This is a genomic window from Nocardioides anomalus (genome assembly GCF_011046535.1).
GTDB lineage: Bacteria > Actinomycetota > Actinomycetes > Propionibacteriales > Nocardioidaceae > Nocardioides > Nocardioides anomalus.
This window is the reverse complement of record NZ_CP049257.1, coordinates 3,315,223-3,338,803: the sequence shown is the minus strand read 5'-3', so window position 1 is coordinate 3,338,803 and position 23,581 is coordinate 3,315,223. Positions and strand designations below refer to the sequence as shown.

The 23,581-nt window shown below is 73.7% G+C and carries 23 protein-coding genes; 15 read left to right on the top strand and 8 right to left on the bottom strand.

Annotation, left to right across the window (positions count from 1 at the left end; translation table 11 throughout):
- Positions 1-41: 41 nt before the first annotated feature.
- The gene (locus G5V58_RS16770) at positions 42-1,850 is read left to right on the top strand and encodes an ABC transporter ATP-binding protein (RefSeq protein WP_230486693.1); all 1,809 of its coding nucleotides are present in this window, start codon (positions 42-44) and stop codon (positions 1,848-1,850) included.
- Entirely contained in the window at positions 1,847-3,706 is a 1,860-nt protein-coding gene (locus G5V58_RS16765) for an ABC transporter ATP-binding protein (protein ID WP_230486692.1), read from the top strand. Before G5V58_RS16770 ends, G5V58_RS16765 begins: the two co-directional genes overlap by 4 nt.
- Here the strand turns inward: G5V58_RS16765 and G5V58_RS16760 are convergent.
- Positions 3,703-4,557: a GNAT family N-acetyltransferase gene (locus G5V58_RS16760; protein WP_165235202.1), complete on the bottom strand. Its 855-nt coding sequence runs from the start codon at positions 4,555-4,557 to the stop codon at positions 3,703-3,705. The genes G5V58_RS16765 and G5V58_RS16760 overlap by 4 nt on opposite strands.
- Here G5V58_RS16760 and G5V58_RS16755 point away from each other — a divergent pair.
- From G5V58_RS16755 to G5V58_RS16745, 3 genes are read left to right on the top strand one after another with little or no spacing between them, the layout of a single operon-like run.
- Complete coding sequence (locus G5V58_RS16755; protein WP_165235199.1) at positions 4,556-5,497, top strand: alpha/beta fold hydrolase; 942 nt, start codon at positions 4,556-4,558, stop codon at positions 5,495-5,497. The genes G5V58_RS16760 and G5V58_RS16755 overlap by 2 nt on opposite strands.
- Before the next feature lie 10 nt (positions 5,498-5,507).
- On the top strand, positions 5,508-6,347 hold the full coding sequence (locus tag G5V58_RS16750; RefSeq protein WP_230486691.1) for an ABC transporter ATP-binding protein: 840 nt from the start codon (positions 5,508-5,510) through the stop codon (positions 6,345-6,347).
- The gene (locus G5V58_RS16745) at positions 6,344-7,417 is read left to right on the top strand and encodes an ABC transporter permease (RefSeq protein ID WP_165235196.1); all 1,074 of its coding nucleotides are present in this window, start codon (positions 6,344-6,346) and stop codon (positions 7,415-7,417) included. The genes G5V58_RS16750 and G5V58_RS16745 overlap by 4 nt, the downstream gene beginning before the upstream one ends.
- Before the next feature lie 6 nt (positions 7,418-7,423).
- On the opposite strand, the gene crtI is transcribed toward G5V58_RS16745, so the two are convergent.
- Genes crtI through G5V58_RS16730 form a run of 3 tightly spaced genes read right to left on the bottom strand, consistent with a single transcriptional unit; the run spans position 7,424 to position 10,907 of the window.
- Complete coding sequence (crtI, locus tag G5V58_RS16740) at positions 7,424-8,989, bottom strand: phytoene desaturase family protein (RefSeq protein ID WP_165235193.1); 1,566 nt, start codon at positions 8,987-8,989, stop codon at positions 7,424-7,426.
- Positions 8,986-9,879, bottom strand: a complete 894-nt coding sequence (locus G5V58_RS16735; protein ID WP_165235190.1) for a phytoene/squalene synthase family protein — start codon at positions 9,877-9,879, stop codon at positions 8,986-8,988. Before G5V58_RS16735 ends, crtI begins: the two co-directional genes overlap by 4 nt.
- Positions 9,876-10,907: a polyprenyl synthetase family protein gene (locus tag G5V58_RS16730; protein ID WP_165235187.1), complete on the bottom strand. Its 1,032-nt coding sequence runs from the start codon at positions 10,905-10,907 to the stop codon at positions 9,876-9,878. The genes G5V58_RS16735 and G5V58_RS16730 overlap by 4 nt, the downstream gene beginning before the upstream one ends.
- A 153-nt stretch (positions 10,908-11,060) precedes the next feature.
- Here G5V58_RS16730 and G5V58_RS26415 point away from each other — a divergent pair, with 153 nt between their 5' ends.
- Genes G5V58_RS26415 through G5V58_RS16720 form a run of 3 tightly spaced genes read left to right on the top strand, consistent with a single transcriptional unit; the run spans position 11,061 to position 12,926 of the window.
- Positions 11,061-11,195 (top strand): hypothetical protein, encoded by a 135-nt coding sequence (locus G5V58_RS26415; RefSeq protein ID WP_268991227.1) that lies wholly within the window; start codon positions 11,061-11,063, stop codon positions 11,193-11,195.
- 27 nt (positions 11,196-11,222) lie between these two features.
- Complete coding sequence (locus tag G5V58_RS16725; protein ID WP_165235184.1) at positions 11,223-12,140, top strand: SDR family NAD(P)-dependent oxidoreductase; 918 nt, start codon at positions 11,223-11,225, stop codon at positions 12,138-12,140.
- A gap of 9 nt (positions 12,141-12,149) precedes the next feature.
- Positions 12,150-12,926 carry a DUF2510 domain-containing protein gene (locus G5V58_RS16720; RefSeq protein WP_165235181.1) on the top strand — a complete coding sequence of 259 codons (777 nt, stop codon included), beginning with the start codon at positions 12,150-12,152 and terminating at the stop codon, positions 12,924-12,926.
- 32 nt (positions 12,927-12,958) lie between these two features.
- Here the strand turns inward: G5V58_RS16720 and ku are convergent, their stop codons facing one another.
- The gene (gene ku, locus G5V58_RS16715) at positions 12,959-13,939 is read right to left on the bottom strand and encodes a non-homologous end joining protein Ku (RefSeq protein ID WP_165235178.1); all 981 of its coding nucleotides are present in this window, start codon (positions 13,937-13,939) and stop codon (positions 12,959-12,961) included.
- Between the two features lie 37 nt (positions 13,940-13,976).
- On the opposite strand from ku, the gene ligD (G5V58_RS16710) reads away from it, so the two are divergent.
- The 5 genes from ligD (G5V58_RS16710) to G5V58_RS16690 all read left to right on the top strand — a co-directional run bounded on the left by ligD (G5V58_RS16710) (position 13,977) and on the right by G5V58_RS16690 (position 18,470).
- A complete protein-coding gene (gene ligD, locus G5V58_RS16710) occupies positions 13,977-14,891 on the top strand; it encodes a non-homologous end-joining DNA ligase (protein ID WP_165239222.1) in 915 nt (304 codons plus the stop codon).
- Positions 14,892-15,818, top strand: coding sequence for a non-homologous end-joining DNA ligase (gene ligD / locus G5V58_RS16705; RefSeq protein ID WP_165235174.1), 927 nt, complete (start codon positions 14,892-14,894; stop codon positions 15,816-15,818).
- A gap of 118 nt (positions 15,819-15,936) precedes the next feature.
- Entirely contained in the window at positions 15,937-16,473 is a 537-nt protein-coding gene (locus G5V58_RS16700; protein WP_165235171.1) for a hypothetical protein, read from the top strand.
- A 95-nt stretch (positions 16,474-16,568) separates the two neighbouring features.
- A complete protein-coding gene (locus tag G5V58_RS16695; RefSeq protein WP_165235168.1) occupies positions 16,569-17,258 on the top strand; it encodes a response regulator transcription factor in 690 nt (229 codons plus the stop codon).
- Positions 17,259-17,270: 12 nt separating this feature from the next.
- Positions 17,271-18,470 carry a HAMP domain-containing histidine kinase gene (locus G5V58_RS16690; protein ID WP_165235165.1) on the top strand — a complete coding sequence of 400 codons (1,200 nt, stop codon included), beginning with the start codon at positions 17,271-17,273 and terminating at the stop codon, positions 18,468-18,470.
- Between the two features lie 11 nt (positions 18,471-18,481).
- On the opposite strand, the gene G5V58_RS16685 is transcribed toward G5V58_RS16690, so the two are convergent.
- A complete protein-coding gene (locus tag G5V58_RS16685) occupies positions 18,482-19,153 on the bottom strand; it encodes a response regulator transcription factor (RefSeq protein WP_165235162.1) in 672 nt (223 codons plus the stop codon).
- 108 nt (positions 19,154-19,261) lie between these two features.
- On the opposite strand from G5V58_RS16685, the gene G5V58_RS16680 reads away from it, so the two are divergent.
- Positions 19,262-19,405 (top strand): GPGG-motif small membrane protein, encoded by a 144-nt coding sequence (locus tag G5V58_RS16680; protein WP_165235159.1) that lies wholly within the window; start codon positions 19,262-19,264, stop codon positions 19,403-19,405.
- An 80-nt stretch (positions 19,406-19,485) separates the two neighbouring features.
- Here G5V58_RS16680 and G5V58_RS16675 read toward each other — a convergent pair whose 3' ends face one another.
- Complete coding sequence (locus tag G5V58_RS16675; protein ID WP_165235157.1) at positions 19,486-20,349, bottom strand: SDR family NAD(P)-dependent oxidoreductase; 864 nt, start codon at positions 20,347-20,349, stop codon at positions 19,486-19,488.
- A gap of 337 nt (positions 20,350-20,686) precedes the next feature.
- Positions 20,687-22,804, bottom strand: a complete 2,118-nt coding sequence (locus tag G5V58_RS16670) for an acyltransferase family protein (RefSeq protein WP_165235154.1) — start codon at positions 22,802-22,804, stop codon at positions 20,687-20,689.
- Between the two features lie 89 nt (positions 22,805-22,893).
- On the opposite strand from G5V58_RS16670, the gene npdG reads away from it, so the two are divergent.
- Positions 22,894-23,577, top strand: coding sequence for an NADPH-dependent F420 reductase (npdG, locus tag G5V58_RS16665; protein WP_196240520.1), 684 nt, complete (start codon positions 22,894-22,896; stop codon positions 23,575-23,577).
- Positions 23,578-23,581: the final 4 nt, after the last annotated feature.

The following is a 23,581-nucleotide window of genomic DNA, read 5'->3' as shown; positions in this document are numbered from 1 at the left end:
CGATTAGCCCCTGTCGGTGGCGCGACCTAGCATCGTTGACGATGACAACTCGGGGGCAGGAGACGCGACCGGCCGGGGTGCACTCGCTGTGGCGGCTGCGGGGCTACCTCCGCCCCCACGCCCGGGCCCTCAGCGTGATGTCGGCCGCGGCGCTGCTCACCGTGGCGACCACGCTGACCATCCCGCTGGTGACCAAGGCCATCATCGACGGCCCCATCACCGACCGCGACCTCGGCGCGCTGCTGCCGCTGGGGCTGCTGGCCCTGGCCCTCGGCGTCCTCGAGGCCTTCCTCATCTGGGTGCGCCGCTGGGCGCAGTCCAACGCGGTCCTCGGGCTGGAGACCGAGATCCGCCACGACCTCTACGAGCGCCTGCAGCGGCTGCCGATGAGCTTCCACACCCGCTGGGAGTCCGGCCAGCTGCTCTCGCGCGCCACCCAGGACCTCTCCGCGATCCGCCGGTTCATGGGCTTCGGCGTGCTGTTCCTGGTCCTCAACATCCTCCAGGTCACGGTGGTCACCGGGGTCCTGCTGCACATGTACTGGCCGCTCGGCCTGGTCGTCGCCGCCACCGCCCTGCCCGTCGTCTGGCTCTCGATGCGCTTCGAGACGCGCTACGTCGCGGTCTCGCGCCAGGTGCAGGACCAGCAGGGCGACCTGGCCACCCGGGCCGAGGAGGGCGCGGTCGGCATCCGCGTCATCAAGTCCTTCGGCCGCTCCGAGCACGTCGCCGAGCAGTACGAAGCGGCCGCGCGCACCCTCTACGCCACGTCGATGACCAAGGTCCGGCTCACCGCGCGGTTCTGGACCTTCCTCGAGGTCATCCCCAACGTCGCCGTGGTCATCGTGCTGGCCACCGGCGCGATCGGCGTGGGCAAGGGCGAGCTCACCCCCGGTGAGCTGGTCGCCTTCATCACCCTGCTGCTCTCGCTGGTCTGGCCGGTGGCCTCGCTCGGCTACATCCTGGCCATGGGCCAGGAGGCGATGACGGCCAGCGCGCGCATCCTGGAGATCTTCGACACCGAGCCCGACATCGTCGGCGGCACGCGGCGCATCGCCGAGCCGCGCGGCCACGTGCGCTTCGAGGGCGTCGACTTCGCCTTCCCCGACGCCGGTCCGGACGCCGGACCGGTGCTGCGCGGGGTCGACCTGGAGATCCGACCGGGGGAGACCGTGGCCCTGGTCGGGGCGACGGGGTCGGGCAAGTCGGTGCTCACAGCGCTGATCCCGCGGCTCTACGACGTCACCGGCGGCCGGGTGAGCATCGACGGCGTCGACGTGCGCGAGCTCGAGCTCGACCACCTCCGCTCGCTGGTGGCCACGGCGTTCGAGGAGCCGACGCTGTTCTCGATGAGCGCGCGGGAGAACCTCACCCTCGGGCGCGCCGACGCCACCGACGCGGAGGTCGAGCAGGCGCTCGAGGTGGCGCAGGCCGGCTTCGTGCACGAGCTGCCGTGGGGGCTCGACACCCGGATCGGCGAGCAGGGCATGTCGCTGTCCGGCGGGCAGCGCCAGCGGCTGGCCCTGGCCCGCGCCGTGCTCGCCCAGCCGACGGTCCTGGTCCTCGACGACACGCTGTCCGCGCTCGACGTGCACACCGAGAAGCTCGTGGAGGAGGCGCTGCAGCGGGTGCTGTCCGGGACGACCGGGCTCATCGTCGCCCACCGCGCCTCCACCGTGATGCTCGCCGACCGGGTCGCGCTGCTCCAGGACGGCCGGATCACCCACGTCGGCACCCACCGCGAGCTGCTCGCCACCGTGCCGGCGTACGCCGACCTGCTCGGCTCCGACGCCGACCCCGACCTCGAGGCCGTGCTGGACCGCGCCATCGACGAGGAGGTGCGCGCGTGAGCACGGACCAGTCCGCGCAGCAGTCCGCGCAGCAGACCCAGCCGGAGTGGCGCGGCGTGGCGGAGGTCGACGCCGACGAGGCCGCGGAGCGGATGACCGCGGGCACGATCGGCGGCGGCTCCCAGCGGCTGCTGCGCGAGCTGCTCACGCCCTACAGGCGGGCCATCCAGCTGCTGGTCGGCATCGTGCTGGTGGAGAACGCCGCGCGGCTGGCCATCCCCTACCTGGTCAAGGAGGGCATCGACACCGGCATCCCGCCGATCCGCGAGCGCGACGACCTCGAGCCGCTGCTGCTCATCGTCGGGATCGTGGTCGTGGCGCTGCTGGCCCAGGCCTTCGCGCGCCAGCTGTTCCTGGTCCGCTCCGGCCAGATCGGCCAGGACATTCTCTTCGAGATCCGGCGCCGGGTCTTCCGGCACTTCCAGGCCCTCAGCCCGGCCTTCCACGACGCCTACACCTCGGGCCGGGTCATCTCGCGGCAGACCTCCGACGTCGACGCGATCTACGAGATGCTCGAGACCGGCTTCGACGGCCTGGTCACCGCGGCGCTGACCCTGGTCGGCACCGCGGGCCTGCTGCTGTTCCTCGACGTCAAGCTCGGGCTGGTGGCGCTGCTGTGCGGGCCGTTCCTGGTCTGGCTCACCGCCTGGTTCCGGCGCGAGTCGGCGACGTCCTACCGGGTGACGCGCGAGAAGGTCGCGCTGGTCATCGTGCACTTCGTGGAGTCCATGGGCGGGATCCGCGCGGTCCAGGCCTTCCGCCGCGAGCCGCGCAACCAGGAGATCTTCGACGACGTCAACGACCAGTACCGCGCGGCCAACCTGGTCGCCTTCCGGCTGGTCGCGTGGTTCATGCCCGGCGTCCGGCTCATCGGCAACGTGACCATCGCCGTGGTGCTGCTCTACGGCGGCTACCGCGCCTACCACGGCGACGTGACCGTCGGCGTGCTCGCGGCGTTCCTGCTCTACCTGCGCCAGTTCTTCGAGCCGATGATGGAGATCTCGCAGTTCTACAACACCTTCCAGTCCGCCTCGGCGGCGCTGGACAAGCTGGCCGGCGTCCTCGCCGAGGAGCCGTCGGTGCCGGAGCCCGCGACCCCGCACCGGCTGGAGCACGTCCGCGGCGCGGTCACCTTCGAGCACGTCGGCTTCTCCTACGTGGACAACCGCCCGGTGCTGCCCGACCTCGACCTGGTCGTCCCGGCCGGGCAGACCGTGGCCCTCGTCGGCACCACCGGCGCCGGCAAGACCACGCTGGCCAAGCTGGCCACCCGGTTCTACGACCCCACCGCCGGCCGGGTGCTCCTGGACGGCGTGGACCTGCGCGACCTGACCTCCGACGACCTGCGCCGCAGCGTGGTGATGGTGACCCAGGAGAACTACCTCTTCTCCGGAACCATCGCCGACAACATCCGCTTCGGCCGGCCCACGGCGAGCATGGACGAGGTGGTGGAGGCGGCGCGCTCGCTCGGCGCCCACGACTTCATCACGGCCATGCCCGAGGGCTACGAGACCGACGTGGCCAACTCCGGCGGTCGGCTCTCGGCCGGGCAGCGCCAGCTGGTGGCCTTCGCCCGCGCGTTCCTGGCCGACCCCGCCGTGCTCATCCTCGACGAGGCGACCTCCTCGCTCGACGTGCCCTCGGAGCGGCTGGTCCAGCGCGCGCTGCGCACGGTGCTGGCCGGGCGGACCGCGGTGATCATCGCCCACCGGCTCTCCACCGTGGAGATCGCCGACCGGGTGCTGGTGATGGAGCACGGCCGCGTCGTCGAGGACGGCTCTCCCGCCGAGCTGATCGAGGGCGGCGACGGCCGCTTCGCCGGGCTGCACCAGGCCTGGCTCGACTCCCTGGCCTAGGCGCCCCGGCGCCTGGTCAGCCCCTGCAGCGTCTGCACCGGGACCATCCCGGCCGAGACGTACGCCGCGACCCCGCCGGTGTTGCTGGACGGGGTGGCCACCGACAGCCCGGAGGCGCCGGCGGCCAGGCACGCGTCCACGAGCGCGCGCACGCAGGCGCGGCCGTAGCCCCGACCGCGGTGGTCGCGGTGGGTGGCGAGCGGCTCGAGGTACGCCGGGCCGCCCGGCACCGACAGCCACGCCGTACCCGCCGCGACCGCGACGCCGTCGTGCCGGACGACCAGGTCCAGATCGGGGCGGTAGCCGGGTCCGGCCGCCATCCGGTGCCAGCTCGGCTCGTCGAAGGTGGACCTCGCGAAGCCGTGGCGCTGCACCGTGACCCGTCCGCTCACGTCGTCCGCGGCGCGGACCACCTCGCCCCGGTCGGCCACCTCCCAGCGCGCGCCGTCGGCCCACAGGTTGGTCCAGGGGTCGGGGTCGAGGGACCAGCCCCGGGCGGCGAGCTCGAACCGCAGCGCCGAGTCGTCGGCCGCCTCGCTCCACTGCTGCTCGCCGGGCAGCGCGTCGACCACGTCGGCCACCGCGGCAGCGACCTCGGGGTCGGCCCTGAGGTCGGGGCGCACCCGCGGGCGCGCCGTGGCGTCCTCGATCTCGGCGACGGCGACCAGCCCGTCGGCGCGCCACCAGCCGTGCACGGTGCCGGCGAGGACCTGGTCGGGCCCGCGCAGGTGCCAGCCGAGGTCGCCCGCGTGCAGCTCGGCGCCGACGTAGCGGCGGCCGGCGTCCCACCCGGCGACCTGGGCGACCAGCGCGGCCGCGTCCGGGCGGTCGAGGACCTGGTGGCGCAGCATGCCCGGACCGTACGCCGTCGGCGCCGTGGGGTACGAAGGGTTTGTGCCGGACTCCTGGGACTGCGAGCAGCTCGACGTCGAGGTCGACGGGGTGCGCCTCCACGCGCGGGTCGCGGGGCAGGGGCCGCCGGTGCTGCTGCTGCACGGCTACCCCGAGACCTCGGCCATGTGGCACCGGGTCGCGCCCGCGCTGGCCGAGGACCACACGGTGGTGGCCGCCGACCTGCGCGGCTACGGGCGCAGCGACCGGCCGGCCAGCGACGCCGGGCACGCGGCCTACGCCAAGCGGGCCATGGCCGCGGACCAGGCCGGGCTGATGCGCGCGCTCGGCCACCCGTCGTACGCCGTCGTCGGCCACGACCGCGGCGCCCGCGTGGCCCACCGGCTGGCGCTGGACCACGCCGAGGCGGTGACCAGCCTCGCGGTGCTCGACATCGCGCCGACCCGGCACGTCTTCGGCGACGTGGACCGGCAGCTGGCGCTCAGCTACGACCACTGGTTCTTCCTGGCCCAGGAGAACGACCTGCCCGAGGTGCTCATCGGCGGCGCGGCCGAGCACTGGCTGCGCACCAAGCTGCGCCAGTGGGCCGGGCCGGACGCCTCCTTCGACGAGGCCGTGGTCGCGGAGTACGTCGCCTGCTTCGACGCCGCGAGCATCCACGCGACGACCGAGGACTACCGCGCCGGCGCCACGGCCGACCTCGAGGACGACGAGGCCAGCTGGGTCGCGGGCGACCGGGTCCGCTGCCCGACGCTGGCCCTGTGGGGCGAGGCCGGGCTGGTCGGGCGGCGCTACGACGTGCTCGAGGTGTGGCGGTCCTACGTCGACGCCGAGGTCACCGGGCACGCGGTGCCGGGCGGTCACTTCGTGCCCGAGGAGGCGCCGCACGAGACCGTCGCGGCGCTGCGCGAGCACCTCGGCCACCCGGGAGCCCGGTAGCCTCCGCCCCGTGACCGCTCGGGCGATCGAGGTCGTGGACCTCACCATGACCTACGGCGACGTGCGCGCCGTCGACGGCGTCAGCCTCGCCGTCGACGAGGGCGAGTTCGTCGGCATCCTCGGGCCCAACGGCGCCGGCAAGACCACGACCCTGGAGATCATCGAGGGGCTGCGCAAGCCCGACTCCGGGTCGGTGACGCTGCTGGGCGAGCCGGTCTGGCCGCGCAACCCGCGGCTGCTGCCGCGCATCGGGGTCCAGCTCCAGGCGTCGTCGTTCTTCGAGCGGCTCACCGCCCGCGAGCAGATCCACACCTTCGCCGCGCTGTACGCCGTGCCGACGGCCACTGCCGACGCGTGGCTGGAGCGGGTCGGCCTGACCGACAAGGCCGGCGCCCGCGTCGAGGAGCTCTCCGGCGGCCAGGCGCAGCGGCTGTCCATCGCGTGCGCCCTGGTGCACGACCCGGACGTGGTGTTCCTCGACGAGCCGACCGCGGCCCTGGACCCGCAGGCGCGGCGCAACCTGTGGGACCTGCTGTCGGGGCTCAACGACTCCGGGCGGACCGTGGTGCTGACCACGCACTACATGGACGAGGCCGAGGCGCTCTGCGACCGGGTCGCGATCATGGACCAGGGCCGGGTCCTGCGCTTCGACAGCCCGGCCGCGCTGGTCCGCGGCCTCGACGCACCGACCCGGATCACCCTGGCCGACGGCGAGGTCCTCTCCACGCGCGACCCGGCGGCCGAGGTGGCCCGCCTGGCGTCCGAGCACCGCCTGGACGGGCTCCAGGTGCAGACCGGCACCCTCGAGGACGTCTTCCTCGACCTCACCGGACGGGAGTACCGGGCATGACCGGTTTCCGCGCGCTCAGCGTCGCCATCGTCAAGGGCTTCCTCCGCGACCGCACGTCGGTCTTCTTCTCGGTGGTCTTCCCGCTGATGTTCCTGGTCCTCTTCGGCGGGCTGCTGGCCGACCAGGGCCAGTCCGAGGTCGACCTGGTCCAGGTCGGCGACGTCTCGCTCATCGACGGCCTCGACGGCGACGCGAAGGCGGCGTTCGAGGACACCTTCGACGTCGAGCGCAGCGACGACCTGGCCGCCGCGCTGGAGGAGGTCCGCAAGGGCGACGCGGACGTCGCGGTCGAGATGCGCGACGACACCCTGGTCGCGCACTACACCCAGACCGACCAGGTCAAGGCCGGCATCACCCAGGGCACGCTCCAGGCCTTCGTGGACGGCGCGAACGTCGCCCAGCTCGCCGAGGCGGCGGGTCAGGCGCCGGCGTACGCCCTGGAGACCGAGCGGGTCGAGGACGACTCGATCAAGACCATCCAGTACTACACGCCCGGGCTGCTCGGCTGGGCCGTGGCGATGAGCGCCGCCATCGGCGCCGCGGCCACCATCCAGGGCTGGCGGCAGACCAAGCTGATCCGGCGGCTCCAGCTCTCGCCGGTCTCGACGCGCACCGTGGTGGCCGCGCGCATCTCGGTGACCGTGGGCATCGCGCTGGTCCAGCTGGTCATCTTCGTGGGGCTGGCCGCGGTGGCCTTCGGGCTCAAGCTCACCGGCTCGTGGTGGATGGCGGTGCCGCTGCTGGTCGTGGGCACGCTCTGCTTCATGTCGCTCGGGCTGCTGGCCGGAGCGGTCACGCGCACCACCGAGGGCGCGGTCAACGCGGCGAACTTCATCGTGTTGCCGATGTCGTTCCTGTCCGGCTCGTTCTTCCCGCTCGACGGGGCGCCGACGTGGCTGCGGGCCGTGGCCAACGTGCTGCCGCTCAAGCACCTCAACGACGGCATGCTCGACGTGATGGTCCGCGGCGAGGGACCGGGCGCCGCCCTGCTGCCGATGGCGTTCCTGGTCGTCTTCACCGTCGTGGTCACGCTGATCTCGGCGCGACTGTTCCGGTGGGACGCCGTCTGAGGTCGCTCAGGCCGCGTCGGTGCGGCCCGCGAGCGGCGCCGGCAGCGGCCGCACCGAGCGGTCGCCGCGGGTCCGCTTGAGCACCAGCTCCGCGCTGATCAGGCACATCGGCAGCCCGATGCCGGGGATGGTGCTGGCGCCGGCGTAGAGCAGCGAGTCGACCTTGCGCGAGGCGTTGCCGGCCCGGAAGAACGCGCTCTGGCTGAGCACGTGCGCGGGGCCGAGCGCGCCGCCCGACCAGGCATTGAGCCCACTGGCGAAGTCGGCCGGGCCGACGGTGCGGCGCACGACGATGCGCTCGGCCAGGTCGGGTACGCCGGCCCAGGCGGCGGTCTGTGCGATCGCGGCGTCGGCGGCCTTCTCGACCGCCGGGTCGCCGCCGCCGCCGAGGCCGGGGTCGGCCGGGACGGGCACGAGCACGAAGAGGTTCTCGTGTCCCGGCGGCGCGACCGTGGGGTCGGTCGCCGAGGGTCGGCAGACGTACGCCGAGGCGGGCTCGGGGACGCGGCGCGTGTCGAAGACGTCGCCGAAGTTCTGGTGCCAGTCGCGGGTGAAGAACAGCGAGTGGTGCGCGAGCTCGGGCAGCTCGCCCTCGACGCCGAGCATGGCGAGCACGGCGCCCGGACCGGGGTCGCGCTTGGCCCACCAGGACTCGGGGTAGGTCTGCAGCTCGCGGGGCAGCATCGTGGTCTCGACGTGGTGCAGGTCGGCGGCGCCGACGACCAGGTCGGCGTCGTACCGCTCGCCGCCGGCCGTCTCGACGCCGGTCGCGCGGGGCTTGCCGGTGCCGCCGGTGGTGCGGATGCGCGTGACGGGGACGCCGGTGTGCAGCCGCGCGCCGGCCCGCTCGGCCACCCGGGCCAGGGCGTCGACGAGGGTGGTGAACCCGCCCATCGGGTAGCGCACGCCGTCGGCCAGGTCGAGCCAGCTCATCAGGTGGTAGAGCGACGGCGCGCGGTCGGGCGACGTGCCGAGGAAGACGGCCGGGTAGCCGAGGACCTGCCGCAGCCGCGGGTCGGTGAAGCGGCCGGCGACGTGGGTCTCCAGCGAGCGGCTCAGCAGGCCGGACAGGCGCGCCCCGTTGCGGACGATCTCGGGCGCGAGCAGGGCCCGTCGGGACTGGAAGCTGCTGTAGAGGAAGTGCTTCAGCGCGAGGCGGTAGGCCGTCTGGGCGGAGTCGAGGTAGTCCTCCAGCGCGGTGCCGCCGCCGGGCTGGACCGACTCGAACAGCGCGACGTTGGCGGCGCGGTCGGCGGCGATGTCGATGGGCTCGTCGTGGCCCTCGCTGAAGACGCGGTAGCCCGGGTCGAGCCGGACCAGGTCGAGCTCGGCCGCGGTGCTGGTGCCCATGAGCGCGAAGAAGTGGTCGAAGACCTCGGGCATGAGGTACCACGACGGCCCGGTGTCGAAGCGGAACCCGCCCTCCTCCCACGAGCCGGCGCGACCGCCGAGGGCGTCGCCCTGCTCGAGCAGGTCGACCTCCCAGCCGTCGGCGGCCAGCAGGCCGGCGGTGGCCAGCCCGGCCACGCCGCCGCCGACGACGACCGCGGTGCGACCGTGCGCCCCGCTCACGCGTCCCCCTCCGGTCGGGTCAGCAGGCTGCGGGCGGCGACCAGCGCCTTGGCCGGTCCGGGCACGCGGACCCGGCGCCGGCTGATCTCGGCGGCGGGCGTCGCGCGGAGCCGGCGGGCCAGCTCGGCGAACAGCGCGTGCGCGACCTGGACGGCGCGCCGGCTGCCTCCCGGGAGCGCTGCGATCGCGGTCTGCGCGACGCGGAGGTCGGCCTCGATGTCGTCCAGCAGCTCGTCGCGCTGGGCGTCGGTGAGCCGGGCCGCGTCGACGCCGGGGAAGTAGCGGCGCCCGAGCAGGTCGGTGTCCTCGGCCAGGTCGCGCAGGAAGTTGACCTTCTGGAACGCGGCGCCGAGAGCGCGCGCGCCGGGCGTGAGCTGGACGTACGCCGTCTCGGCGTACGGCTGGTCGGCGAGGAACGCGCGCAGGCACATCAGCCCGACGACCTCGGCCGAGCCGTAGACGTAGCGGTCGAAGCTCTCGCGGTCGTGGACGGTGACGTCGAGGTCGGTGCGCATCGAGGCGAAGAACGGCGCGGTGAGCTCGGCGCCGAAGCCGCAGGCGCGGGCGGTGCCGGCGAAGGCGTGCACCACGAGGTTGGCGCTCTGGCCGGTCTCGAGGGCTCGGAGCAGGTCGGCCTCGAGCTCGTCGAGCAGCGCGCGCTGCTCGTCGGGGCCGGCGCCCGGTCGGGGCGCGTCGACGAGCTCGTCGGCCACGCGGACCAGGGCGTAGACGTTCTGCACGTGGCCGCGCACCGGCTGGGCCAGCAGCCGCGAGGCCAGGCCGAAGGAGCTGGAGTAGCGGCGGATGACCAGGGCCGCGCTGGCCCGCGCCAGGTCGTCGTACGCGCCGGCCGGGTCGGCCGGCGGGGGGCGGTGCGGGGCCATGGTCATGCCGCGCCCGTCGCCGCCGGGACGCAGAGCGCACTCAGCCACTGGACCAGCTCGGCGGGCAGGCCGAGCCGGGCGGCGCCGTCGGCCGCGGTGCCGACGTACTCCTCGACCATCGCCTCCACGTGGGCGCGCGAGCCGGCGCGCTCGAGGGCCCGGCGCACCACCACCGCGCGCTCCTCGGTGAGGTCGGGCTCGCCCCAGTGGGGCTCGATCTCGGCCCACTCCGGCGTGCGGCGCGCGTGGACCGCGAGCACGGTCACCTTGCCCTCACGCAGGTCCGACAGCGTGCTCTTGCCGGTGACCTGCTCGTCGCCGAAGACGCCCAGCAGGTCGTCGCGCAGCTGGAAGGCCAGGCCGAGGTGCCGGCCCACGTCGGCCAGCGCGTTGACGCACTCGTCGTCGGCGTCGGCCAGCACCGCCCCGAGCTGGAGGGGGAGGGCGAAGGAGTAGACGGCGGTCTTGCGCTCCTCGGCCGAGAGCACCTCGGTGAGCGAGGGCCAGTCGGTGTGCGTGGCGAAGCGGACGTCGGCCAGCTCGCCGGTCGCGGTCACCGCGATGGCGTGGTCGACCAGGTCCAGCATCCGCTCGACGACCGCGCGCGGCGCGGGCGCGGTGGCGACCGCGCGGATCGCCGCGCTCAGGGCCAGGTCGCCGGTGAGGACGGCGCCGGCCAGGCCGTAGGTGTGGGCGGCCCGCGGGTCGGCCCCGTTGCGGGAGGCGGCGGCGTGGAAGCTGGCCGGGACCGTGGGCCGGCCGCGGCGGGTGGTGTCGCCGTCGATGACGTCGTCGTGCACCACGAACGCCGTGTGCAGCAGCTCCACCGCGGCGCCGACGACGGGCACGGCGTCGGGCCGGCGACCGGCCAGGCCGTGGTGGGCCGAGGCGACCAGGGCGGGCCGGAACCGCTTGCCGCCGGCGCTGGCGTCCCGGAGTGCCTGCGCGAGGCTGCGGCCCTCCTCGGAGTCGGCCGACGTCACCGAGCGGAGCCGCTCCTCGAGTGCTCCGTCGACCCAGCCAGCAGCACTCATGCGCACCCTTCGCTCCGGAACGCCGGGTCCCCCAGCAGGACCCGAACGGGTGAGGCGAAGGTATCCCCCGACCCCCAGCACCAAACAGCACGCGGGGGCCAACCCACCCCGGGGGGTGGGGGTGGTCACGGGCCCCGCGGACACCGGCGCGGCGTGACCACCCCCGCCCCGATCGGCGCCGTGCTGCTGAGCACCGCGCTGTGGTTCGCGGTGCGTGCCGCCCAGGGCGCCCGGCGGCTCGGCCGTCCCGGCGGCCTGGCCGCGGGGGACACCCGGCACCGTCGCTGAGCCCGTCCCCGGTGGGAGACTCCCGGCGTGGGTCTCCTGCTCCAGACGCCGCGGGCGCTCGTGCGCCGACTGACCGGTGGTCCGAGCCCGCTGACCGGGCGGACCGTCCTGGTCACCGGGGCGTCGTCCGGCATCGGTGCGGCCACCGCCCGGGCCGTGGCCCGGCGCGGCGCGCTGGTCCTGCTCGTGGCCCGTCGGGCCGAGGAGCTCGAGCGGGTGCGGGCGGCGATCGAGGCGGACGGCGGCCGCGCCGCGGCGTACGTCTGCGACTTGAGCGACACCGCCGAGGGCGGCGCCGTCGCGCGGCTGGTCGAGGAGGTGCTCGCCGAGCACGGCGTCGTGGACTACCTGGTCAACAACGCCGGCCGCTCGATCCGGCGCTCGCTCACGCTGAGCCAGGACCGCTTCCACGACGTCGAACGCAGCACCGCGGTGAACTTCCTGGGGCCGGTGCGCCTGACCCTCGGACTGCTGCCGGCGATGCGCGCGCAGGGGTTCGGGCAGGTGGTGAACGTCGTGACGTGGGGCGTGCAGCTCAAGGCGCCGAAGTACTCCGCCTACATCGCGTCCAAGACCGCGCTGGACACGTGGAGCCGGATCGCGGGACGGGAGACCTACGGCGACGGGATCGGCTTCACCAACATGCGCTTCGGCCTGGTCCGGACCCCGATGAGCGCACCGACCGAGGCCTTCGCGCGGGTGCCCGGCCTCTCGCCCGAGGCGGCCGCCGCGCGGGTGGTGCGTGCGCTGGAGGACCGGCCGGTGACCACCGGCACCGTGGTCGGACGGGTCGGGGAGTGGCTCAACCTGCTCGCCCCGCGGCTGAGCGACGCGGCCCACCACCGGCTGCACGCCCGGCTGCCGGACTCGGCCGCGGCCCGGGGCGAGTCGACTGACCGGGGCGGTTTGACGAATCGCCGGAGCGCGGAGCCCTCCGCGCCCTAACCTCGCCCTGTGACGCAGGTGCAGCGGCCCGGACACGTCGAGGGGTGGCAGAAGGACCCCTACGGTCGGCACGAGCTGCGCTTCTTCGACGGGCAGCGCTGGACGCCGTACGTCCGCGACGGCGAGACCAGCGGCGTCGACGAGCCCGGCGGCCCGGTGGCGGAGACCGCCGCCACCGCGACCCGCAGCCCGCTGCTCGACGAGGACCTGCTGGTCGTCGAGCGCTTCACCGACCTGGGCCGGCGCTGGTCCGACCGCGCCCTCACCCGGCCCGACGGCAGCCAGGCGGGAACCCTGCGGCGCGCCTCGCCGGGCGTCGAGCTCGGGATGCGCGGCGTCCTCCAGCACGACGTCACCAAGAACGACGTGGTGGAGCTGGTCGACGAGCGGGGCTCGGTCGCCCTCACCCTCATCCGGCCGCTCGTCGCGCCGCGCACCGCCGTCGAGGTCCGCGACGTCGACGACCGGGTCGCCGGCCGCATCGTGCAGCAGACGCTGCGCCGCGACGAGACCACCTACGCCTTCCTCGGCCCCAACGGCCGCTTCCTCGGCGACCTGCAGGCCGAGAACTGGGTCGGCTGGGACCTGCGCATCGTGGACTCCCACGGGCGCGAGGTCGCCACCATCACCCGCGACTTCGCCGGCCTGGACCTGGCCCGCTTCACCCGCCCCGACGACTACGTCGTGCGCATCGCCGACGGCGTGCACGGGCCGCTGCGGACCCTCGTCGTCGCGTGCGCCCTCAGCCTCGAGGTCGCCGTCCGTCCGGACGCCCGCGGGCTCTAGACCCGCCGGCGCCCGCTCGCGCTGCCGGTGACCTAGGACGCCTTGCGGGTCGCGGTCTTCTTGGCGGCGGCCTTCTTGGTGGTGGTCTTCTTGGCGGCGGCCTTCTTGGTGGTGGTCTTCTTGGCCGCCGTCTTCTTGGTGGTGGCTTTCTTGGCGGCGCTCTTCTTCGCCGCCGGCGCGTCGTCGGAGTCGGCGTCGGAGTCGTCCTCGACGTCGTCGAAGATCTTCGACCCGGTCTCGCCGCGGCCCTGCTTGGCCGCGTCGACCGAGCGCTGGAGGGCGGCGAGGAGGTCGACGACCTCGCCGGAGGTCTTGGTGGAGGTCGGGGTGCGCTTGATCTCGCCGCCCTCGATCTTGGCCTTGACCAGGGCCTCGACGGCCTCGGCGTAGTCGTCCTCGAACTCGGAGGCGTCGAAGTCGCCGGCCAGGGTCTCGACCAGCATGTGCGCCATCTTCACCTCGGCGTCCTTGACCTCGCCGACGTCGACGGAGAAGTCGGGCACGCGGATCTCGTCGGGCCACATCATGGTCTGCAGGACGATGACGTCGTCCTTGACCCGGAGCACGGCGATGGTCGTGCGGTTGCGGATGGCGACGGTGACCACGGCCATCCGGTCCGCGTCGAGCAGGGCTTGGCGCAGCAGGGCGTAGGGCTTGGCGCCGGACTTCTCGGGCTCGAGGTAGTAGCTCTTCTCCAGCAGCATGGGGTCGATCTGGTCGCTGGGGACGAACTTCTCCACGGCGATCTCGCGCGAGGAGGTCGAGGGCAGCTCGCCCATGTCCTCGTCGCTGAGGATGACCATCTCCCCGTCCTCGGTCTCGTAGCCCTTGGCGATGTCGGCGTAGGCCACCTCCTCGCCGTCGAGCGAGCAGACGCGCTGGTACTTGATCCGGCCGCCGTCCTTGGCGTGCACCTGGCGGAAGGAGACGTCGTGGGACTCGGTCGCGGCGTACAGCTTCACGGGCACGCTGACCAGCCCGAACGAGACCGCGCCCTTCCAGATGGCCCTCATGGCGCCACGGTACCGACATGATGGGGCCGTGCGCCCCATGCTCGCCTCGCCCGGCACGCACGTGCCCACCGACCCGGGGTGGTCCCACGAGGTGAAGTGGGACGGCGTGCGGGTGCTCGCGGACACCACGCGCGGCGGCGCGACCCGGCTGTGGAGCCGCAACGAGAACGACGTGACGGTCGCCTGGCCGGAGCTGAACCGCAGCCCGCTGGGCGACCGCGACCTGCTGGTGGACGGCGAGGTGATCGCCCTCAACGACCGCGGGCTGCCGGACTTCCGGGTCCTGCAGGACCGGATGCACGTGCGCAGCGCGTCGTCCGCGGCCCGGCTCGCGGACCGGCTGCCGGCGACGTACATGGTCTTCGACGTGCTGCGCGTCGACGGCAAGGACGTCACCGACCAGCCGCTGGGGGAGCGGCGCACGATCCTGCGCGGGCTGGGCCTGGAGCACTCGACGTGGCAGGTCCCGGACGCCTACGACGACGGCCCGATGCTGCACCAGGCGACGCTGCAGCAGGGGCTCGAGGGCATCGTCAGCAAGCGGCTCACCAGTCGCTACGTCGCCGGCCAGCGCACCCAGAGCTGGCTGAAGTTCGCCCACCGGCACCGCGGGACCTTCGTGGTCGGCGGGTGGCGGCCCCAGGAGGGCACCTCGGACCGGCTGGCCGCGTTGCTGGTCGGCGAGGTCACGGCCGACGGCCTGCTCTACCGGGGCCGGGTGGGCAGCGGCATCAGCGGCGCGGTGAGCCGGCAGCTGGCCGAGCTGGTCGCCCCGCTGGCCCGCGCCGACAGCCCGTTCGACGACGAGGTCCCCAAGGTCGACGCGCGCGGCACGTCCTGGGTCGAGCCGGTGCTGGTCGTCGACGTGGACACCCACGGCCTGGGCTACGAGCGGCTGCGCCAGCCGTCGTACCGCGGGCTGCGCACCGATGTCACCCCCGAGGAGCTCTGAGTGCCGCGCCGCGAGCAGCAGGGCCAGGTCGACAAGGAGGAGGTCTACGTCGACGTCGAGGGCCGGACGCTGAAGATCAGCAGCCTCGGCAAGGTGCTCTACCCGCGCACCGGCACGACCAAGGGCGAGGTCCTCAACTACTACGCGCAGATCGCGCCGGTGCTGCTGCCGCACCTGGCCGGCCGGGCGGTGACCCGGATCCGGTGGCCGCACGGCGTGGACGACATGAGCTTCTTCGAGAAGAACGTCCCCGGCGGCACGCCGTCGTGGGTGCGCACCTGCACGGTCCCGACCAGCGGCTCGCGCACGGCCTCGAAGGAGGACGGCACGCTCACCTTCCCGATCGTCGAGGACCTGGCCACGCTGACCTGGCTGGTCAACCTGGCGGCCCTCGAGCTGCACGTGCACCAGTGGACGGTGGACGCGAAGGGCCGGCCGCGGGGCGCGGACCGGGTGGTCATCGACCTCGACCCGGGCGAGCCCGCCGGGCTGCACGAGTGCTGCCAGGTGGCCCTGCTGGCCTCGGAGGTCCTCGAGGAGCGGGGCCTGGTGCCCAAGCCGGTGACCAGCGGCAGCAAGGGCCTGCACCTGTACGCCGACCTCCCGCGCCGGGTGCCCTCGGAGGAGTCGACGGCGCTGGCCAAGGCCGTGGCCGAGGAGCTCGAGAAGGCGCACCCCAGGCTGGTGACGGCCACGATGACCAAGGCCAAGCGCGCGGGCAAGGTCTTCCTGGACTGGTCGCAGAACTCCGGCTCCAAGACCACCATCTCGCCGTACTCCCTGCGCGGCAAGGAGCGCCCCTACGTCGCCACCCCGCTCGGCTGGGACGAGGTGGAGGCCGGGGCCGAGGACCCCGACGCCCTGGACCAGTTCCGGTTCGACCAGGTGCTGGCCCGCGTCGAGGAGTACGGCGACCTGTTCGAGTAGAGCTGTTACCCAACGGTGTCGCGGGCGTGGACGCGGCGTGGGAGCCCGTGGAGAACGTCCACCTAGTTTGGAGGGGACGGTCGGCTCGGAGCCCGTCGACGACCTGCAGGGGGCAGTCGTGGAGATCGCACCGGTGCCGCACCGCGCCACCCGCGGCGAGAGGCGCCGCCTGGCGCTCGGCGTGCTCATCCTGACCCCGGTGGTGCTCCTCGTCCTGCTGCCGGCGGTGCTCGGCCTGGACCGGTACGTCGTCACCGGGCGCGGGCTGGACGGCGCGCTGGGCCGCGGCTCGGTCGTGCTGGCCCGTGAGGTGCCGCCCGGGGACCTCGCGGTCGGCGACGTCATCATCTTCGCCCCGCCCGGCGGCGCCAGCGACGAGCGCGTGACCCGGCGCATCGTCTCGATCGACGACGGGGTCGCGACCACCGAGGGCGACGGCGCGCAGACCGAGCCCTGGGTCGTGCCGCTCACCGGGTCGGCCTACGACCGGGTCTGGCTGGGCATCCCGTGGATCGGGCTCCCGTTCGTCATGGACGGCGGGTGGGTCCTGCTGGTCGTGGCCGCGGCCGCCGCACTGGCCATGGCCATCCTCGCGGGCTGGCGCACGCCGCCGCGGGTCGTGCCACGGGTGCCGGAGAAGGTCCCGGTCGGCTGAGCGCGCCTCGACGCGCTGCCAGGGCCGCCGTGGCGCCGTCCGCGGTTCGGTGCGTTGCGCCCCGCGCGTCGCATGTCTAGTCCTATGATCGCGGCATGCCGCAGCGGGTCCTCGTCGTCGAGGACGAGGAGGACATCGCGTTCCCCCTCGTCCGCACCCTGGAGCGCGAGGGCTACGACGTGCACTGGGTCGACTCGGGGCAGAAGGCGCTGGACGACGTCTCCTCCCGCCACGCCGACGTGGTCATCCTCGACCTCGGTCTCCCGGACATGGACGGCCTCGAGGTCTGCCGCAAGGCCCGCGACGGCGGCTACGAGGGCGCCATCATGATCGTCACCGCCCGCGCCGGCGAGCTCGACCGCGTGGTCGGCCTCGACTACGGCGCCGACGACTACATGGCCAAGCCGTTCGGGCTGGCCGAGCTCCAGGCCCGGGTCCGCGCGCTGCTGCGCCGCACCAACAACGCCCCGGCCGCCGACACCAGCCACGAGGGCGGGCTGCGCATCGACGTGGCCGCGCGCCGCGTCTTCTCCGGCGACGACGAGGTGCCGCTGACCGGCAAGGAGTTCGAGGTCCTCAACGTCCTGGTCGCCAACAAGGACAAGGTCGTCTCCCGCACCCGGCTGATGGCCGACGTGTGGGACGAGAACTGGTACGGCTCCACCAAGACCCTCGACGTCACCATCGGCCGGCTACGGCAGAAGCTCGAGAGCGTCGGTGTGCAGGAGAAGGTCGTCGCGGTGCGAGGCGTCGGGTTCCGCCTCGAGGGCAATCCGTCCGACTGAGCTGGTCCCGACGTGCGACCGCGGCTGACGGCGTCGTTCGTCGTCCTCAGCGTGCTGCTGCTCCTCGGCGCGCTGGGGGTCCGCTCCTACACCTCCCACGGCCTGCTCCGCACGCACGAGAGCCGCTCGCTGCGGGCGCAGGCGGCGACCTTCGCGACGGCCATCGAGCAGCGCGTGGAGCTCGGGCGCCCGGTCGACCGGGCCTTCCTCAGCGCCCTGGTCGACACCGCGCAGCGGCTGACCTACGACCCGTCCGACGCCGCGGCGGTGGTCGTCGACGGCCAGGAGTACGACGACGGCGGTGACGACCCGCTGTCGACGACGGTCGCCGTGGGCGACGCCACGCTGACCGTGGCCGAGTCGGGCGACGTGGTGGACGAGCTCGCCGACAACGACATCGGCTCGCTCGGCTTCCTGGTCCTGCTCGAGGCGCTGCTGGCCGCGCTCGTGGGCTACGTGATGGCCCGGCAGCTGTCCGGGCCGTTCCGACAGCTGGCCGTGGCGGCCGAGCAGCTCGGGCGCGGCCGCTTCGACCTCGACCTGCCGCGCACCCAGGTGCCGGAGGCCCGCGCGATCAGCCAGGCGCTGCTCACCTCCGCCGGCCAGCTCCAGGAGCGGCTGGCCTCCGAGCAGACCTTCGCCGAGCACGCCTCGCACGTGCTGCGCACTCCGCTGACCGGGCTCCGGCTGGAGCTGGAGGACCTGGCCGGCCGGGACGACGTACCCGCCGACGTGCGCGAGTCCGCCACCCGCTCGGTGGGCCGCATCGAGGCCATGGACCAGGTCGCCGGCGACCTGGTCGCGCTCTCGCGCCGGGGCGCGCTGGTGGCCGGCGCGGAGATCCCGCTGCGCGACCTGGCCACGCAGTCCGCCCAGGCCTGGGCCGACGCCCTGGACGAGCAGGGCCGGGCGGTCTCGGCCGCGGTCGAGGGCGCCATCGACACGACGTACACCCCGGGGCCGGTCGAGCACGTCCTCGACCTGCTCCTGGCCGACGTGCTGCGGCGCGGTCGCGGGGCGACCCGCCTGGTCCTCGACGCCGACGAGGACGGGCACCTGTCCATCGCGGTGTCGTGCGAGGGCGTGCACGCGAGCGCCGGGCCCAACGACGCCATCAACCTCACCCAGGCCCGCGCGGTGGTCACCGCGCTGGGCGGGCGGATCACCGGCGAGACGCCGGAGCGGCTGTCGGTCCTGCTGCCGCGGCGCTGAGCGCCTGGGGGTCAGGGACCGCCGCGCCAGTGGTCGATGCGGTGGTGATCGGGCAGGAAGCCGTGGCGCACACCCCACACGACCGCCTGGGTGCGGCTCTCGACCTGGATCTTGCGGTAGAGGTTCTGGATGTAGGACTTCACCGTGTTGGGGGCCAGGAAGGTCAGCGCGGCCACCTCGGCGTTGCTCTTGCCCTGGGTGATCAGCGCCAGGATCTCCGACTCCCGGTCGGTGAGGCCCTCGCTGCGACCCGGCCAGTCGCCCGGACCGTGGGCGCGCTGGGCGCGGTGCCGCGGCGGCGACTCGGAGAAGACCCGCTCCCCGGCGTGCACCGCCTCGATGGCCTCCACCAGCTCGCGGGCCGACAGGGCCTTGGACAGGTAGCCGTGCACCCCGAGGTCCTTGGCCCGGTCCACCAGCTCGGGGTGGAAGTTCCAGGAGTAGACGACCACCCGCCGGGCCCGCGGGTTGTCGAGGAGGACCTCGATCTCCTCCTGGTCGGTCTCGGGCTGGGCGAAGGAGTCGTACAGCGCCACGTCGACCTCGTCGTGCAGCGCGGTGTCGGCGTCCAGCTCGGCCACCAGCACGCGGTCGCGGTAGGGGTCGAGCATCCCGGCCACCCCGGTCACCACGACGTCGTAGTCGTCGACGATCGCGATCAGGATCGGCTCACTCCCGGCCATCTCCCACCTACCTCCCTAGGTGGGTGCCGGTACCCGCTCAGGGGTGGTTGTGTCGTGCTCAGAGGCACCGGAACCCTTCCGGTGCCGAGCACCAGAGAGGAGCAGGGCATGGCGTTCATCTTGTGGATCCTGGCCGTGGTCCTGGTCGTGGCCGGGATCGTCTCGCTGTTCCGCGGACAGATCCTGTGGGGAGCGGTCCTCATCGTCGTCGGGCTGCTCGTGGGCCCGGGCGGGGTCAGCATCTTCACCTGATCCCGCATCATCGAGGGTCGCGGACGCACCCCAGCCAGGGCACGCCCCTGGGCGTCCGCGGCCCTCGATCCACGCCCGTCTCAGGCCGGCGGCGGGACCGGTCGGCTCGGCTCGAAGCGCCCGGCGTTGCCGTGCGGGCGGGTGCCGTCCAGGTCGTCGACGCCGTAGGCCTCGGCCAGCTCGCCCACGTCGACCACCTGGCCGGTGAGGCGCATCGCGTCGGGGTCGGCCGCGAGCCGCGCCAGGACGCGCGCCGCGAGGTGCGGGGTCTCGGTCCGCCCGGCCAGCTCCTCCTCGGTGTGGTGGGTCAGCATCAGCTCGGTCCGCATCCACCCCGGCGCCACCGCGATCACCGGGATGCCTCGGGTCTGCAGGTGGTAGCCGAGCGCGTAGACCAGCCGGTTCTTGGCCGCCTTGCTCGCCTCGTACGGCACCCAGGCCGGCGGCTCCGGCGTGTGCCAGGTCGTGGTGAGCACCCGCCCCCGGCCCGCGGGGCCCATGGCCAGCCGCAGGGTGAGCATCGTGGTGACGTAGTCGGAGTAGGCGCCGGCGAGCAGCATGTCGCGGAACTGCTCCATCGGCTCGTCCCAGACCTCCTCGCCCTCGACCTCGTCGTGGTGGTCGTGCCCGCCCCACGCGTTGTTGACAAGGACGTCGACCCGGCCGTGCCGGTCCAGGACGTCGTGCAGCAGGGCCTCCACCTCCGCGGGCCGGGTGTGGTCGCACCGGTGCCACTCACCGGACCCGCCCGCGCGGCGTACGGCGTCCAGGGTGCCCTCGAGCGTGAGGTCGTCCACGGCGTCCTGGGTGGCGTGGCCGCGGGTGCTGCGGCCGGTGGCCACCACGTGCGCGCCCGCGGCCGCGAGCTCCACCGCCGTGGCCCGGCCCAGCCCGCGCGACGCGCCGCTGACCAGGACCACCTGTCCGTCCAGGGGTCGGCTCATGGTCCGATCCTGCCCCGCCCGCACCGACCCGCGCCTGACCGTCCTTGCGCGGTCCCGGTCCCGTGGCGCGCGCCCCGCGGCGATCCTGGGGTGTCAATTCGCGGCAAGTCCTTCCGGCAACGGGGTCCGGACTAGTCGAATGAGGTGTCGGCAGGTCTCAGGCGACCGTGGGGGGCGTCTTGAGCAAAATGGGGGTCGGCAGGCTGTTCGCCCGGTCGCTCGGGCCGTCGGCTCCGGCCGGTCCGGACCGGGCTGACCGGGCGGGCAGCCGCACCACCGCCGCTCGTCTGACCGGGCGGCCCGTCCGCTCCCGGTGCCTGGTGCTGCGGCCTGGACGTCAGTCCGAGGTGGTCGGCAGCATCCCGAGCGCGGTGCCGAGCTCGCCCCACAGGTTGGCGGCGTACTCGGTCGTGATGTGGTCGGTGTCGCGGTAGGACAGCGTGCCGCCGATGACCACCGGGCACTCGCCGTCGTAGCAGAGCCACGGCGTCGGGTCGACGACGTGGGCGCCGGCCTCGGTGGCCGACTGCACGGCCACGTCGGCCAGCACCGCGGAGCGCTCGACGGGCTGGAACATGCAGTCGTCGAGGTTGGGCTTGCCGGTGGACAGGCAGGTGGCCGGGTCGTCCGGCGACTTGGGGACGTCCTTGACCAGGGCGACGTCGCGGGCGTCCTCGGACAGCTCGAGGAACAGGTCGTCGTAGCCGGCCTGGAGGACCGGGATGATCCCGGCGGTGTCGGTGATCCGCTTGCCGCCGTCGAAGACCCCGTTGACCGGCGGGCTCGACGCGACGACGACCAGGTCGGGGTCGAGGTCGCGGACCTGGTCGACCACCCAGTCCTGGAAGTCCGAGCAGTCGGTGAACGGCTGGTCGTTGTCGAGCGAGGCGATGCTCACGTGGGCCGCGGTGCACTGCGGCTTGACCAGGTAGTAGCCGGTCCAGCCGCCGGCCTCCACGATCCGGTTGAACGCCGGGATCCAGGCCCGGGCGTGGGAGTCGCCGATCACCACCAGGGTCTTGTCGCCGTCACCGACCGGGCAGAGCTTGCGGACGTTCTGCTCGTAGTCGCAGTCGCCCACGTCGGCGATGGAGTTGCGCAGGTTGAGCAGGTCCGGGGTCAGGTTGCTGGGCACGGCCCGCTTGTCGCGAGCGGCCGTGACCGAGGCGCGGACCAACGCCTCGGTGTTGTCCTGGATGCCCTCGGCGGTCGGGCCGCCGGCCACGGTGATGGCCGGGTTGTCGCCGCGCTCGCCGCCCTGGACGCCGGTGTACCACCAGCCGCCCGCGGCCACGGCGACGACCAGCGTGGCGCTGAGCGGGTAGAGCACCAGTGCCCGGCGCCGGAGCAGGCGCTGCGCGGGCCTGCCGGTGCGGAAGGGCATCTCGATGAAGCGGTAGGAGTAGGCCGACAGGGTCACGACCACGAGGACCGCGACGATCTTCTCCGGCCAGGTCATGGACCGGCCCAGCGCGACCGGGGGCAGGATGAACGCCGGCCAGTGCCACAGGTAGAGCGAGTAGGACCAGTCGCCCACCATGCGCAGCGGCTTGACGGCCAGCACCCGGCTCGACGACGGCTGCCGCCCGGAGTGCTCGGGCGCGGCGCCGGCCAGGATGAGCAGGGCGGTGCCGACGACGGGCAGCGCGGCCGCGATGCCGGGGAACGGCGTCTCGGGCGTGATGACGACGCACGCCACGAGCAGCATGAGGCCACCGGCGACGGCCAGCGCCTCCAGGGTGAGCCGGGTCAGCCGGCGCAGGAGGGTCGGCGGGACCAGGGCGGCCAGGGCGCCGACGCCGAGCTCCCAGGCCCGGGTGAAGGTCGAGAAGTACGCCGTCGACGGCGAGCCCACCGTCTGGTGGATGGACCAGGCCAGCGAGGCCAGGCTGAGCACGACCAGCACGGTCACCACCGCGCCGCGGGGGAGCCGCTCGACGCGGCGCTCGTGCCCGCGCGTGACCAGCCGGGCCAGCGCGAGGCAGCCGACCAGGACGAGCGGGAAGACCAGGTAGAACTGCTCCTCCACGGCCAGCGACCAGTAGTGCTGGAGCGGGGAGGGGCCGGTGTCCTGGGCGAAGTAGAAGACGCCCTGCTGGGCGAAGTGCACGTTGGCCGCGAACGCCGAGGCCCACAGCGCGTCGATGACGACCTGGCGGGCGTCGAGCAGGCTCATCCACAGCAGCGACAGCGCCACCGTGACGACGGTGACCAGGGTCGCGGCCGGCAGGATCCTGCGCGCCCGCCGGGCCCAGAACGAGCCGATCGAGACCTGCCCGGTGAGCAGGACCTCGCGGTAGAGCAGGGCCGCGATGAGGTAGCCGGAGACGACGTAGAACACGTCGACGCCCACGAATCCGCCGGGCAGGAACGGCACGCCGGCGTGCGCGGCGATGACGGCCAGGACCGCGACGGCGCGCAGCCCCTGGATGTCGCCGCGAAGCTCTCTGGCCATCGCTGTTCCCCTACCCCCTGTGTCGTGCAAGGTATCAACTGCTGGGGCGCCTGGAGGTCACGGAGCAGAGCCGTGGGAGCATCGCCGGCGTGACGACGTACCGGATCGCGGTGATGGGCGGGACCGGCCCGCAGGGCAAGGGGCTGGGCTACCGCTTCGCCCGGCACGGGCACGACGTGGTCGTCGGCTCGCGGGCCGCGGACAAGGCGGACACCGTGGCGGCCGAGATCCGCGAGCGGCTCGAGGGCGTCGAGGGCGCGGGCCGGGTGAGCGGCGCGGCCAACGCCGACGCCTGCGCGGACGCCGACGTGGTGCTGCTGGCCGTGCCGTGGGACGGCCACGACGAGCTCGTGGCGTCCCTGCCGCTGGCCGGCAAGACCGTGGTGTCGTGCGTGAACCCGCTGGCCTTCGACAAGCGCGGCGCCCACGGCGCCGTCATCGACGGCGGCGAGGGCTCGGCGGCCGAGCACGCCGCCCGCCTGGCCCCGGAGGCCACCGTCGTGGGTGCCTTCCACAACGTCTCCGCGGTGCTGCTGTGGGGCGACGAGGAGTTCCTCGACGAGGACGTGCTCTGCGTCGGCGACTCCGACGAGGGCAAGGAGGTGGCCATGGAGCTCGCCCGCGCGGTCACCGGCCGCTCCGGCGTCAGCGCCGGCAAGCTGCGCCTGGCCCGGGTCCTGGAGCCGATGACCGCGGTGCTGATCTCGATCAACCGCAAGTACAAGGTCAACTCCGGTATCCGCATCACCGGCCTGGACCACGGCGAGGCGTAGGCCC